The organism is Rhodobacter xanthinilyticus (assembly GCF_001856665.1).
GTDB lineage: Bacteria > Pseudomonadota > Alphaproteobacteria > Rhodobacterales > Rhodobacteraceae > Rhodobacter > Rhodobacter xanthinilyticus.
On record NZ_CP017781.1, the window covers coordinates 2485305 to 2498279 of the forward strand.

Annotated in this window: 11 protein-coding genes and 1 pseudogene; 3 read left to right on the top strand and 9 right to left on the bottom strand. The window is 66.3% G+C overall.

The window, feature by feature from the left end:
* Nucleotides 1-4: 4 nt before the first annotated feature.
* Both LPB142_RS12125 and LPB142_RS12130 read right to left on the bottom strand, forming a co-directional pair.
* Nucleotides 5-940, bottom strand: coding sequence for an ABC transporter permease subunit (locus LPB142_RS12125; protein WP_071166535.1), 936 nt, complete (start codon nucleotides 938-940; stop codon nucleotides 5-7).
* Between the two features lie 65 nt (nucleotides 941-1005).
* Nucleotides 1006-2304, bottom strand: coding sequence for an extracellular solute-binding protein (locus LPB142_RS12130; RefSeq protein WP_071166536.1), 1299 nt, complete (start codon nucleotides 2302-2304; stop codon nucleotides 1006-1008).
* Nucleotides 2305-2517: 213 nt separating this feature from the next.
* On the opposite strand from LPB142_RS12130, the gene LPB142_RS12135 reads away from it, so the two are divergent.
* Nucleotides 2518-3618 carry a class II histone deacetylase gene (locus LPB142_RS12135; protein WP_071166537.1) on the top strand — a complete coding sequence of 367 codons (1101 nt, stop codon included), beginning with the start codon at nucleotides 2518-2520 and terminating at the stop codon, nucleotides 3616-3618.
* A 24-nt stretch (nucleotides 3619-3642) separates the two neighbouring features.
* Here LPB142_RS12135 and LPB142_RS12140 read toward each other — a convergent pair whose 3' ends face one another.
* From LPB142_RS12140 to LPB142_RS12165, 7 genes and pseudogenes are all read right to left on the bottom strand, one after another.
* Nucleotides 3643-5007 (bottom strand): aminotransferase class III-fold pyridoxal phosphate-dependent enzyme, encoded by a 1365-nt coding sequence (locus tag LPB142_RS12140; protein ID WP_071166538.1) that lies wholly within the window; start codon nucleotides 5005-5007, stop codon nucleotides 3643-3645.
* Nucleotides 4997-5775: pseudogene (locus LPB142_RS12145) on the bottom strand (carbon-nitrogen hydrolase family protein). Before LPB142_RS12145 ends, LPB142_RS12140 begins: the two are co-directional and overlap by 11 nt.
* 12 nt (nucleotides 5776-5787) lie before the next feature.
* Nucleotides 5788-6816 (bottom strand): extracellular solute-binding protein, encoded by a 1029-nt coding sequence (locus tag LPB142_RS12150; RefSeq protein WP_071166539.1) that lies wholly within the window; start codon nucleotides 6814-6816, stop codon nucleotides 5788-5790.
* A gap of 50 nt (nucleotides 6817-6866) precedes the next feature.
* Nucleotides 6867-7688: an ABC transporter permease gene (locus tag LPB142_RS12155; protein ID WP_071166540.1), complete on the bottom strand. Its 822-nt coding sequence runs from the start codon at nucleotides 7686-7688 to the stop codon at nucleotides 6867-6869.
* Nucleotides 7685-8605, bottom strand: a complete 921-nt coding sequence (locus LPB142_RS12160) for an ABC transporter permease (RefSeq protein ID WP_071166541.1) — start codon at nucleotides 8603-8605, stop codon at nucleotides 7685-7687. Before LPB142_RS12160 ends, LPB142_RS12155 begins: the two co-directional genes overlap by 4 nt.
* The gene (locus tag LPB142_RS19885; protein WP_330390643.1) at nucleotides 8605-8895 is read right to left on the bottom strand and encodes a TOBE domain-containing protein; all 291 of its coding nucleotides are present in this window, start codon (nucleotides 8893-8895) and stop codon (nucleotides 8605-8607) included. Before LPB142_RS19885 ends, LPB142_RS12160 begins: the two co-directional genes overlap by 1 nt.
* A gap of 2 nt (nucleotides 8896-8897) precedes the next feature.
* Entirely contained in the window at nucleotides 8898-9623 is a 726-nt protein-coding gene (locus tag LPB142_RS12165; protein WP_330390802.1) for an ABC transporter ATP-binding protein, read from the bottom strand.
* Between the two features lie 130 nt (nucleotides 9624-9753).
* Here LPB142_RS12165 and LPB142_RS12170 point away from each other — a divergent pair, with 130 nt between their 5' ends.
* Both LPB142_RS12170 and LPB142_RS12175 read left to right on the top strand, forming a co-directional pair.
* The gene (locus LPB142_RS12170) at nucleotides 9754-10557 is read left to right on the top strand and encodes a helix-turn-helix transcriptional regulator (RefSeq protein WP_082872886.1); all 804 of its coding nucleotides are present in this window, start codon (nucleotides 9754-9756) and stop codon (nucleotides 10555-10557) included.
* A gap of 130 nt (nucleotides 10558-10687) precedes the next feature.
* Entirely contained in the window at nucleotides 10688-12970 is a 2283-nt protein-coding gene (locus tag LPB142_RS12175; protein WP_068765787.1) for a methyl-accepting chemotaxis protein, read from the top strand.
* Nucleotides 12971-12975 lie beyond the last annotated feature (5 nt).

A 12975-nucleotide genomic window follows, 5' to 3' on the forward strand; every position in this document is an offset into this window, starting at 1 on the left:
GGGCTTATCCGTAATGCACGCGGCGTTCGAGGAACCGGAACTGCGCCACCGTCAGCGCCGCGACGACCGCCATCAGGATCACCGACTGCGCCGCCGAGCCGCCGATGTCATTGCCTTTGAACCCGTCGAGATAGACCTTGTAGACCAGCGTGATCGGGTTGTTGGCGGGCTTGTCCTTCACCATCACGTCGATGATCCCGAAGGTATCGAAGAGCGCATAGGTGATGTTGATGATCAGCAGGAAAAACGCGGTCGGCGCCAGAAGCGGCGCGGTGACATCGCGAAACCGCGCCCAGCCCGAGCGGGTATCGATCAGCGCCGCCTCGCGCACCGCGGTGGGCACCGATTGCAGCCCCGAGAGGAAGAAGATGAAGTTGTAGGGGATCTGCTTCCAGACCGCGACGGTGACGAGCGCCACGACCGTATCCCAGTAGTCGATCCCCACCTGCATCTGCCAGCCAAAGAGCGCGGCGAGCTCGGTGAACGGGCCGATATGCATGTCGAACATCATCATGCCCACAAGCCCCACCACCGGCGGCGCGATCGCATAGACCGAGATCAGCGCGGTCTTGTAGGCCGAAGCGCCGCGGATCACCTTGTCGGCCTTGACCGCGAACAAGAGCCCGAGCCCGAGCGCCAGCGCCGTCACCACCGCCGCAAAGAACGCCGTGAAGGCCGCGATCATCCGATATTCGGGCGCGGCGAGCGTGTCGCGGTAATTGTCGAGCCCGACGAAAGAGGCGCCAAAGCCGAACGGATCCTCGAGATAGAAGGAGGATTGCACCGCCTGCACCGAGGGCCAGTAGAAAAACACAGCCACGACAACGAGTTGCGGCAAGACGAAGAGCCAGGGCGTGACCGGGCGGTCGAATTGCACGCGCTTGGCGGGCGGCGCGGGGGGCGCGGGCGCGCGGCGGCGGGCGGGGATGGAAACCGACATCTCTCTCTCCGGGAAAACGAGACCCCGGCGCGGACGGGCCGCGCCGGGGCCAAGGTCAGGGCCGATCAGCCCGCGGTTTTCGCGAATTTCGCCAAGAGCGCATCGCCTTCGCTCTGGATCGTGTCGAGCGCCTGTTTCGGCGTGACCTCGCCCGAGAAGATGCGGTTGAACTCGCGCTCCATCACGGTGCGGATCTGCGGGTAGAAGCCCATCCGGTAGCCCTTCGACCATTCGCCGCCCGGCAGCATCAGCTGCTGGATGCCGACCTCGGCGACCGGGGTCTTCTCGTAATAGCCCTCGGATTTCGCGAGCTCATAGGCGGCGGTGGTGATCGGCACATAGCCGGTCGCCTGATGGTAGAATTTCTGCACCTCGGGCTGGGTCAGGAAGGAGAAGAACTCCCCCGTGCATTTGTTTTCCGCCTCGGGCTTGCCGGAGAAGGCAAAGAGCGCGGCGCCGCCGATGAAGCTCTGCGTGCCTTGGCCGAGCGCGGCCCAATAGGGCAGGAATTCGGCCGAGAACGGCGCGGTCGCGGTCTTTTGCAGCCCGCCGAAGCTCCCCGAGGAGCCAACCCACATCGCCGCCTTGCCTTCCTCGAAGGGCTTTTGGTTATCCGCCCAGCCCGCGCCGTAGAACCCGTACCAGCCCTTGTCGGCCCAATCCTTGAGATGGTCGAACATCATCACGGTCGCGTCGTCATTGACCAGGATCTCGGTGCCCTCGGTCGCGGCATAGCCGTTTTCATTGGTGGCGAATTGCTGGTTGTTGCGCGATTTGAAGTTCTCGACGAACTGCCAGGTGAGCTGCGAAGCGGTCAGCGGCAGATAGCCCGCCTCCTTGAGCTTCGGCGCGACGGCCTCGAACTCTTCCCAGGTTTTCGGCGGTTCGACCCCGGCCTTCGCGAAGGCCTCGGTGTTGATATAGAGGATCGGCGCCGAGGAGTTGAACGGCATGCCGATGAACTTGCCATCGCGGTCGGCGTAGAAATTGCGCACGCCCGGGATGAAGGCGTCGCGCTCGAAGGGTTTGCCCGCGCCGGTGATCATGTCCTCGGCCGGGATCGTGGCGCCCTTGGCGGCGATGATCGTGGCCGCGCCCGCGTCGAAGACCTGCAAGATATTGGGCTGCTCACCCGAGCGGAACGCCGCGATCCCGGACGCGAGCGCCTCTTCATAGGTGCCCTTCGAGAGCGGGGTCAGGTGGCATTCGCTCTGGGCTTCGTTGAATTTCGTGGCGATCTCGTTGATCACCTCGCCATTGCGCCCGCCCATGCCGTGCCACCAGCTGATCTCGGTCTGCGCGAGCGCCGTGGTGGCGGTGAGCGCGAGCGCGGTGGCGGCGAGGGTCGTCGTCTTGAGGAACATCCGGGGTCTCCCATCGGGTGAATTGATGGCGCGGACCCTGCGCGCCGGTCGCGACAAAAATTTTACCGTCCGGTAACAGTTTCCCAAAACCTTGCCGACAGAGGGGTGACGAAACTTTCTCCGCGCGAGAATCTGTCGTTGTTTTTGCATTTTACACCGAGGCCGCGGGGCGCCACTCTGGGCGGGCAAAGGCGCGCAAGACCGGAGAGAGCGATGGCGACGGGGTGGAATTTTCATGAGCTTTATCTGTGGCATGACACCGGGCGCTCGGCGCTTGTCTGCCCGCCGGGGCTCACCGTCGAGCCCGGCGAGCACGCCGAAAACCCCGAGACGAAGCGCCGTTTTCGCAACCTGATGGAGGTCTCGGGGCTCACCGAGGCGCTGACGCCCATCCGCGCGAGCGCCTATACCGACGCCGATCTCGGGCGCTATCACCCGGCCGAGTATATCGAGAAGCTGCGCGCGCTCTCGGCGGGGATGGGCGGCGAGGCGAGCCCCGGCCCCCCCTTCGGCCCGGGCAGTTTCGAGATCGCGCGGCTCGCGGCGGGGGGCACGCATGCGGTGCTCGATGCGGTGGTGACGGGCAAGGTCGCGAACGGTTATGCGCTGGTGCGCCCGCCCGGGCATCATGCCGAGGCCGCCGACGGGCTGGGCTTTTGTCTCTTCGCCAATATCCCGCTCGCGATCCTGAAGGCGCGGGCCGAGCGGGGGCTCGAACGCGTGGCGGTGGTCGATTGGGATGTGCACCACGGCAACGGCACCCAGGCGGCCTTTTACGAGGACCCCGATGTGCTCGCGATCTCGCTTCATCAGGAGGGGCTCTACCCCTTCGCGAGCGGCACGCTCTCCGAGCGCGGCGCGGGGGCGGGGGTCGGGCTGAACCTGAACATCCCGCTGATGGCCGGCTGCGGGCATGGCGCCTATCTCGCGGCCTTCGAGCGCGTGGTGCTCCCGGCGCTGCGGCGCTTCAAGCCCGATCTGATCGTGGTGGCCTCGGGGTTCGATGCCTCGGCGGCCGATCCGCTCGGGCGGATGATGCTGCACTCGGAGAGCTACCGCGCGATGACGCGGATGCTGATGGAGGCGGCGGCGGATCTCTGCGGCGGGCGGCTCGTGATGAGCCATGAGGGCGGCTATTCGGCGGCCTATGTGCCCTATTGCGGGCTTGCGGTGCTCGAGGAGCTGTCGGGGATCAAGACCCCGATCACCGACCCGTTCCTCGAGGAATTCGCCCATTACCCGGGCCAGGAGCTGCGCCCCTGGCAGGAGGCCGCGATCGCGCAGGCCGCAGAGCTGCTCGAGGGCATCAAGTGAAAGGGGCGCCGCGGCGCCCCCCCCTCAGAGGCTCGCCTGCACCTCGGTGATCGCCTCGCGCAGGATCCCGGCCACCTCGTCGATCTCGGCCTCGGAGAGCACGAGCGTCGGCGCGAGAATGAGAATATTGCCCAAGGGTCGCGCGATCAGCCCGCGCTTTTGCGCAGCCGCCGCGACCTTCATGCCGATCTTCGCCTCCTCGGCGAAGGGCGCGCCGGCGGCCTTGTCGCGCACGAATTCGATGCCGATCATGAAATGGCTGCCGCGCACCTCGCCCACCAGATCGAGATCGATCAGCCCCCGCAGCGCGGCCTCGAAACGCTTGCCCGTGACGCGCACCCGCTCGGGGATCTGCTCGGCCTCCATCAGCGCGATATTGGCAAGCCCCGCCGCTGCCGCCGCCGGATGGCCCGAATAGGTCATCCCGTGCAGGAACGCCCCGCCCGGCCCCGAGATCACCTCATGGATCTCGTCGGAGATGATCGTGGCCGAGAGCGGCTGATAGCCCGAGGTCAGGCCCCTGGCGGTGGTGATGATGTCGGGCTCGACCCCGAAGACATCTTGCGAGGCGAAGAAATGCCCGAGCCGGCCAAAGGAGGTCACCACCTCGTCGGAGATATATTTGATCTCATGCGCGCGGCAGATCGCGGCCATCCGCGCATGATAGCCCGCGGGCGCGGTGATCACGCCGCCCGCGCCCATGATCGGCTCGGCGATGAAAGCCGCGATCGTCTCGGCGCCGTAGAACGCGATCGTGGCGGTCAGATCCTCGGCCAGCGCGTCGAGGAACTCGGCCTCGGTCATCCCCGCGCCCTCGCGCCAGTGATGGGGGCAGCGCAGGTGGTGGACGAGCTCGCGCGCGGCGTCCCAGCCCTTCGAATAGCCCGGCGTGGTCATCGCGATCGCGAGATGGGTCGAGCCGTGATAGGCGCCGATCCGGCTCAGGATGCGCTTCTTCTGCGGCCGGCCGAGGCGGTTGTTGTAGTGATGCAGCATCCGCACCGCGGTTTCATTCGCGACCGAGCCGGAATTGCCGAAATGCACTTTGTTGAGCGAACCGGGCGCGAGCGCGGCGAGTTTCTCGGCCAGCGCCGCCGCCGCGGGGTGGGTGAAATTGTAGAAGGTCGAGTAGAAATCGAGGGTCTCGAGCTGGGTGGTGATCGCCTCGATGATCTCGCGCCGGCCGTGGCCCACGTTGACGCACCAGAGCCCGCCAATCCCGTCGATCAGCTCGCGCCCGTCGCTGTCGCGCACGCGGGTGCCCTTGGCACCCACGATCACCGTGCGCGCGCCGTTTTGCTTGAGCGCGTCGAGATCGGCCCAGGACTGGATCAGATGGGTGTCGGCGGTGAGCACCGCATCGGTGGTGGCGGGGATATCAAGCGTCATCGGAGATACTCCTCAAATCCGAAAGCTGGGTGGAGCGGTGCGCGGCCGGCACGAGCGCGGCGGCGCCGAGATCCGTGATGAGCAGCGTCTCGCCCGGGCCCGCGGCGGCGAGCGCCCGCCCGTCGGGCCCCGCGATCAGCGAGCGCCCGCAGAAGCCAAGCCCCGCATCCTCGCCGCAGAAATTGGCGTAAGCCACGATCAGGCCGAGCTCGGCCGCGCGGGCGGGCACGAGGAAATCCTGCACATGTTCAAAGCCTCGCGGGTTGGCGGTGGGCACCAGCACAAGCTCGGCCCCCGCCGCCGCCAGCGCGCGCAAATGCGGCGCGAATTCAACGTCATAGCAGATCAGGAGGGCACATTTCACGCCCTCGAGATCGAACAGGCAGTAGCCCCCCCGGGGGTGAAACTCGCCCTCTCCATCGGCCCGTAGAGCTGGATCTTGCGGTAATGGCCGCGCAGCGCGCCGCCCGCGTCGATCGTGGTGGCGGCGTTGTAGACGGTGCCGTCCGCCGCCTCGGCCCAACCGATGGTCAGCCCGCAGCCGGTCTCCCGCGCGAGCGCGGAAAGCGCGGTCATCCAGGCGCCGCCCAGCGGCTGGGCGAGGGCCGCGTGATGCTCGGGGTGGTTGTAGCCGGGCAGGAAGAGCTCGGGAAAGAGCGCCATCCTGGCCCCCGCCGCCGCCGCCGCCGTCAGAACCTCCCGGATCTTGGCAAAAGCCTCCCCGGTGGCCCCGTCGATGACGGGGCCCTGATAGAGTGCGAGTTTCATGGGGATGACCGGTTACTTTTTCAGATTGGTCCAGATCGCGTCATACATCTTCTGCACCTCCTGCGGGCAGGCCTCGACGAAGACCGCATTGCCCCCCGCCGGCGGGTTCGACTCGGGCGAATTCGCGACCTCGGGGCTGAGGAACGGCGCAACCCCCGAAACCCCGGCCGAATATTGCGCGTAATTGGTCAGCGCCGCGGCGTTTTCCGGCTCGAGCATGAAGTTCATGAACTTCAGCGCATTCTCGCGGTTGGGCGCGTCCTTCAAGAGCGCGACGTTATCCATCCAGACGATATAGCCCTGTTTGGGGAAGGCATATTCGATCGGCGCGCCCTCGACGCGGGCCTTGGCCGAGAAGCCCGACCAGATCATGCCGACCGAGGCCTCGCCCGAGACCAGCACCTCCTTGGCGGTATCGGAGCCGAACGACGCCCAATCCTTCTTGGCGCCGAGCACGAGATCGTTGAGCGCCTTGAGCTGGGCGCGGTCGGTGGTGCATTGCGGGATGCCCAGATGCAGCGAGGCGAAGGTCAGCAGCTCGCCCGCGGTGTCGAGCACGTTGATCTTGCCCTTCACCTCTTCGGGCGGGTTGAAGATCATGTCGGTGGTGTTGATATCGCCCTTGTAGACGGTGCGGTTCACCGCAAACGAGGTCGAGCCCCATTGATAGGGGATCGTCGAATGGCGGCCCGGGTCGAAGGGCACATCGACCCATTCGGGCGAGATATTGGCGAAATTCGGGATCTCGTCGGGGGTGAAGGTGTCGAGCATGCCCTCATCGGCGAGGATCTTGACCATGTAATCGCCCGGCACCGCGAGGTCATAGGAGCCGAGCTTGCCCGCCTTCAGCGCCGCGAGGAGCGCCTCGTTGCTGTCGTAGGTATCCATGGTGACCTTGACGTCATATTCCTTGGAGAACTTGTCGACGAGCTCCTGGGGCAGGTATTCGAACCAGTTATAGAGCAGCAGGCTGCCCTCGGCCTCGGCGGCGGAGGCGAGCGCGAGAAGGCTGATCGCGGAGGAAGCGAGGAGGGATTTCATCAGGTTGGCTCCACTGTTGGGTTGGTTTGGTTGGTCTTGTTATGAGGTGGTCAGGCGCGTTCGGCGCGGCCCTGCCCGGCCCGGCCGATCAGCCAGGAGAGCGTGACGAAAAGCGCCGAGATCGCCAGCATCAGCGTCGAGATCGCCATGATATTGGGTTTGATCCCCTGTTTGACGGCGCCGAAGATCGCGGTGGGCAGGGTCTCGACGCCCGCGCCCTTGACGAAATTGGTGATCAGGAAGTCATCGAGCGAGATGATGAAGGCGAGCAGGAACCCCGAGAGGATCCCCGGCGCGAGAAGCGGTATCAGCACCAGTTTGAAGGCCTCGCGGGGCGAGGCGTAGAGATCCATCGCCGCCTGTTCATAGGTATCGGGCAGGCTTTGCAGCCGCGCCGCGATCGGCAGATAGGCGAAGGGGATGCAGAAGGTGATATGGGCGAGCAGGATCGTGCCGAGCCCGCCCTTGAAGCCGAGCGTGGTGAAGAAGATCAGGCTCGCGACCGCGGTCACCACCTCGGGCACCATGAGCGGCAGGTTGATCAGCGCAAACGAGAGGGCCTTGGCGCGGAACCGCCCGGCGCGGTGCATGGCGACGGCGGCCGCGGTGGCGATCATCGTCGCGGTGATCGAGGCGGTGACCGCGATCAGGAGCGAATTCACCGTCGCGGCGCGGAACTTGCCCGCCTCGGGCCCGGTGAAGACATCGAGATACCATTTGAGCGACCAGCCGCCCCAGTTGGTGATCGAAGCCGAGGCGTTGAAGCTGTAGACCGCGACGACGATCAGCGGCGTGTAAAGCACCACGAGGCAGAGCACGGTGATCGCGCGAAAGCCGGTGAAATGGCGCAGGTCGATCTTGCGAGCCATCATTTGCCCCCCTTGGCCTGAGCCCGCGCATAGACGAGCAAAACCCCCATCACGATCGTCATCAAGACCATCGAGACCGCCGCGCCGAAGGGCCAGTTGCCGGCCGCGCCCTTGAACTGCTCCTCGATCAGCGAGCCGATCATGAAAGCCTTGGCCCCGCCGAGGAGATCGGGCGCGAGGAAGGCGCCGAGCGAGGGCACGAAGACCAGGATGCAGCCCGCCACGATCCCCGGTTTGACCACCGGCAGGATGATCAGCGCGAGCGTCTCCCAGGCGCCGGCGTAAAGATCGGCCGCGGCCTCGGAGAGGGCGAAATCATAGCGCTCCACCGCCGCATAGATCGGCAGGACCATGAACGGCAGGTAGCTGTAGAAGAGCCCGAGCTGCACCGCGAGGTTGGTGTTGACGATGCCGAGCGCGCCGTCGAAGAGGCCCAGCGCGTTCAGAAGCTCGTTCAGCGGGCCGCCGTCGCGGATCAGGAATTTCATCGAGACGGTGCGGATCAAGAGGTTCACCCAATAGGGCACGGTGACGAGAAAGAGCCAGAGCGCGCGGCTTCTCGGCGCCCGCGTGGCGATGAACCAGGCGGTCGGGAAGCCGACGATGAGGCACAGGAGCGTCGCCAGCCCCGCCTGCCAGATCGAGCGCCAGAAGATCGTCAGATAGGTCCATTCGATCACCGGCGGCTCATCGCCGAAGAACCCGCGGTTGAGGAAGAAATGGTCATAGGCCGCAAGCGTCGGGCGCCAGATCACGCCGCCGCGGAACTCCTGGGTGAGGAAGGAGTAGACCGCCATCAGGAGCACCGGCACCAGCATGAAAAGGCCGATCATCAGCCAGCCGGGCAGCATCAGCCGCCCCGCCGCGCCGCGGTAGATCGACGAGCCGGAGCCGCCGCCCGAGGGACCCCCGCCCGCCATCAGTCGACGAGCAGGCGCGCCGCGCCCGCCTCCGGTTTGAGCCCGACCTCGGCGCCCACCTCGGGCAGGCCGGAGGCCACGTTTTGCACCCGCACCACCACCTCTTCGCCATCGACAAGCCGCGTGCGCAGCTGGATATCGGTGCCGAGATAGACATGATCGAGCACAGTGGCCCGCATCAGCCCCGCGCCCGGCGCGCAGAGGTCGATCCGCTCGGGGCGCAGGCTCAGATGCCCCCGCCCGAGCCCCGGCGCATGGCCCGCGCAGACAAGCCGCGCCCCGCCCGGCAAGATCACCTCGGCGGTGCCGTCCCCCTGCCCCGCGATCTCGACTCGATCAGGTTGGTCTCGCCGATGAAATCGGCCACGAAGCGGTTGACCGGCGCCTCATAGATCTCGCGCGGGGTGCCGACCTGCTGGACGCGGCCGGCCGACATCACCGCGATCCGGTCGGACATGGTCAGCGCCTCCTCCTGGTCATGGGTGACGAAGATGAAGGCGATGCCGGTCTCGCGTTGCAGCGCCTTGAGCTCGGGGCGCACCGCCTGGCGCAGCTTCAGATCGAGCGCCGAGAGCGGCTCGTCGAGGAGCAGCACCTTGGGCCGCGGCGCAAGCGCGCGGGCGAGCGCCACGCGCTGTTGCTGGCCGCCCGAAAGCTGCGCGGGGCGGCGCTCGGCGAACTCGGAAAGCTGCACCAGATCAAGCACTTGCCGCGCGCGGTCGCGGGCGTCCTCGACCGTCCAGCCGAGCCGGCGGGTGCCGAAGACGACATTCTCGAGCACCGTCATATGGGGGAACAGCGCATATTGCTGGAACACCGTGTTGATCGGGCGCTTGTAGGGCGGCAGCGGCGCGATATCCTCGCCATGGAGCAAGATCGCCCCCTCGGTGACATCCTCGAACCCCGTGATCGCGCGCAAAAGCGTGGTCTTGCCGCAGCCCGAGGGGCCGAGCAGCGTGAAGAATTCCTGCGCGCGGATCTCGAGCGAGACGCCATGCAGCCGGTCACCGTGCCGTATGTCTTGACGACCTTGTCGACATGGATCGCGATATCCTGTGCGGGCATGTTTTTCCCTTTATTGATACCCCCCTGCGGGCCTGGAAAGCGTAAGGGAGAGGTTTTGCGGGGGTATATACCCCCAAGGTGGTATGATGCGGCCCTTGCCGAATTCGACCGAAGCGAGCCTCGGGCGCGCGATCGAGGCGCTCGGCGGCGAGCGCTTCGAAGTCACGCTATATCAATGGCTTGCGCGGTGTTATGAAATCGACAACACGACCATGTTGGCCTATTTTCAGAACCGCGCGCCCGAAGTTCTGTTCACCCAGTCGATGCAGCCGCGCGTGCATGATCAAATTTTCAGCACTTATCTCGCGGGCGCCTATCTGGTGGACCCTTTCTATACGCTCCACCTCGAGCGCGCGCCCGCCGGCCTCTACCGGATGCAAGACATCGCCCCCGACCATTTCCAGCGCAACGAATATTACGCCACCTATTACCGCGCGACGACGCTGGTCGACGAGATCGCCTATGTCGCCTACTCCGCCGAGGGGGTGTCGGTGCATATCGGCCTCGGCCGCGACGCGGCCTCGGGGCGGCGGTTCAGCCCGCGCGACATCGCCGAGGCCGAGCGGATCACGCCGATCGTCTGCGGGCTGATCGCGCAAAACTGGGCGAGCCTGAAATCGGGGGGCGATTTCAACGACGAGGCGCTTCTCGATGTGCTGATCGCCGAGTTGCGCGCGGTGCATGATATCGCGCTCAGCCCCCGTCAGGCGCAGATCGCGCTGATGATCCTGCGCGGCCACAGCTCGGTCTCGATCGCGCTGCGCCTCGAGATCTCGGCGCAGACGGTGAAGGTGTTTCGCAAACAGCTCTACCGCAAATGCGCGATCAGCTCGCAAGCCGAGCTCTTCTCGCTGGTGATGCCGCTTTTGTCGCAAAAACTGGCCTGAGGCGGCGGCGCGGCGCTCGCGACACGGCGATTTAAGTCTACCGGCGGCATTTTCTGCGCCTTTGCCCGTATTTTTACGGTTTCTTTCGCTTTTGCGGCGAGGGTTGCCCGAAACCTATAGGAGCCTCGGCATGAAATCGCTCTTCGCCACCGTCTCGGGAAAACTGGTGCTCGCCACCGGCCTCGCCATCGCGTTGATCGTCACGCTGATCACTGCGGTCGGCGGCTGGATGACCTTTCATCGGGTCGAGGCGCAGGTGACCGACCTCGCCCATGACAAATCCGAATGGGCCGCGAGCGAGGTCTCGCGCGAGATCACCGTGGCGACCTCGGCCGCGACCGGGCTTGCCGGGGCGCTCGGCGGTTACCTGGGCACCGGCGCGGCCACGAGCGAGCAGCTGATCGCGCTGCTCGAGGCGGTTCCGGGCGAATATGACACGCTCTTCTCCTCCTGGATGTCGGGCCTCACCGACGGCACGACCGACCGATTCGTGACCGGCGCGAGCGGGCGCAACGAGGCGGGCGTGTTCACCCCGTTCTGGACGAAATCCGACACCGGCGGGCTGAATTTCTCGACCTTCGCGATCGACGAGAGCGCGAGCTGGTATGCCTCGCCGCTCGCCACGGGAAAGATCCTGATCACCGAACCCTATATCACCGACGAGGGATTCGTGATGACCTCGGCAGCGGCGCCGGTGCGGGTGAAGGGCGAAATCGTCGCGATCGCGGGCGTCGACATCACGCTGAAAGAACTCTCCAGCCTGCTGGCCGCGATGGAAACTTTCGAAGGCGGGCGAATGACGCTGGTCGACAGCAATGGCAAATGGGTCGCCCACCCCGATGCCGCGCGGCTGACCAAACCCTATGAAGACGAGGGCAAGGAGCTGCTCGCTCAGGCCCTCGCCGATGGCAAGCCGCGCGAGTTGCGGAGCCTCGATGGCAGCTATCGCCGCTTCATCTACCCGTTCACGACGACCGGGATGAACACCACCTGGGCGACGATTCTCGACGTGCCGGAAACGGTCTTCACCGCGCCGGTGCGCCATGAGGTGCTCGGCGCGATCGCGGGGGGCGCTGCGATCTTGCTGATGGCGCTGCTTACCATCGGCTTCTCCGCACGCAAGATGGTGCGCCGCCCGCTCGCGCAGATGCTGGCCTCCGTCGATGGCCTCGCGCAAGGCCATTATGACACCGAAGTGCCCGGCGCCGACCGCCACGACGAGATCGGCACGATGGCGGGCGCGGTCGAAACCCTGCGCCGCGGCCTGATCGAGAAGCGCAGTCTCGAAGGCGAACAGGCCCGCCTGCGCGCCGAGGCCGAGCGTCAGCGCGAAGAACGCCTCGAGGAGCAACGCCGCCTCGCCGAGGAACGCGAGGCCCTGCGCCGCGCCGAAGAGGAGCGGGAACGCCAAGCCGCCGAGGCCGCCGAGGCCGCCCGCGCGCGCGAAGAGGCCCAGCGCGCCGCGCGCGCGCGCGAACAGGGCGCGGTCGTCGACAGCCTCGCCTCCTCGCTACGCGCCCTCGCCGGCGGCAATCTCGATGTCGCGATCTCCGAGCAATTCTCGAGCGATTACGAACAGTTGCGCCTCGATTTCAATGAAACCGTGGCGCGGCTGAGCGATCTTCTCTCCGCGATCGATGGCGCCACGCGCAACATCGTCGGCGGGGTCCACGAGATCACCAACGCGACCGGAGACATGTCGCGCCAGACCGAAACCTCGGCCGCGACGCTCGAGGAAACCGCCGCGGCGCTCAATGAGCTCACCAATGCCGTGCAATCGGCCGCCTCGAGCGCGCGCGACGCCGATGCGCTGGTGCGCCGCGCGACCGACGAGGCCCGCGACACCACCCGCGTCGTTGAAGAAGCGGTGACCGCAATGGGCACGATCCAGGGCTCCTCGGCGCAGATCTCGAAGATCATCAACGTGATCGACGACATCGCCTTCCAGACCAACCTGCTCGCGCTGAACGCAGGCGTCGAAGCGGCGCGCGCGGGCGAGGCCGGCCGCGGGTTTGCGGTCGTCGCCTCGGAGGTGCGCGCCCTTGCCCAGCGCGCCTCGGAAGCCGCCCGCGACATCAACTCGCTGATCTCGGAAAGCGGGGTGCAGGTCGATACCGGCGTGGCGCTCGTCGGCCGGGCCGGCGAAGCGCTGCATTCGATCGTCGTCTCGATCGAAACGATCTCGCGCAATGTCAGCGAAATCGCGTCCTCCGCACATGAGCAAGCCTCGGGGATCGCCGAGATCAACACCGCCGTGACGCAGCTCGACCGGGCCCAGCAGACCAATGCCGCAGGCGTCGAAGAGACCGCCGCCGCCTGCATGGTGCTGCGCGATCAGGCCCTCTCGCTCGACGAGCTGGTCGGCCGGTTCCGCGGCGACGAGAGCGCGGGCGCCGCCTCCCGGGCGGCGTAACCTCC

Coding starts and splice junctions, on each gene's coding strand:
- LPB142_RS12150 (WP_071166539.1), bottom strand. CDS start 6,816: ATGAAATCCCTCCTCGCTTCCTCCGCGATCAGCCTTCTCGCGCTCGCC.
- LPB142_RS12160 (WP_071166541.1), bottom strand. CDS start 8,605: ATGGCGGGCGGGGGTCCCTCGGGCGGCGGCTCCGGCTCGTCGATCTAC.
- LPB142_RS12170 (WP_082872886.1), top strand. CDS start 9,754: ATGATGCGGCCCTTGCCGAATTCGACCGAAGCGAGCCTCGGGCGCGCG.
- LPB142_RS12125 (WP_071166535.1), bottom strand. CDS start 940: ATGTCGGTTTCCATCCCCGCCCGCCGCCGCGCGCCCGCGCCCCCCGCG.
- LPB142_RS12155 (WP_071166540.1), bottom strand. CDS start 7,688: ATGATGGCTCGCAAGATCGACCTGCGCCATTTCACCGGCTTTCGCGCG.
- LPB142_RS12175 (WP_068765787.1), top strand. CDS start 10,688: ATGAAATCGCTCTTCGCCACCGTCTCGGGAAAACTGGTGCTCGCCACC.
- LPB142_RS12135 (WP_071166537.1), top strand. CDS start 2,518: ATGGCGACGGGGTGGAATTTTCATGAGCTTTATCTGTGGCATGACACC.
- LPB142_RS12130 (WP_071166536.1), bottom strand. CDS start 2,304: ATGTTCCTCAAGACGACGACCCTCGCCGCCACCGCGCTCGCGCTCACC.
- LPB142_RS12140 (WP_071166538.1), bottom strand. CDS start 5,007: ATGACGCTTGATATCCCCGCCACCACCGATGCGGTGCTCACCGCCGAC.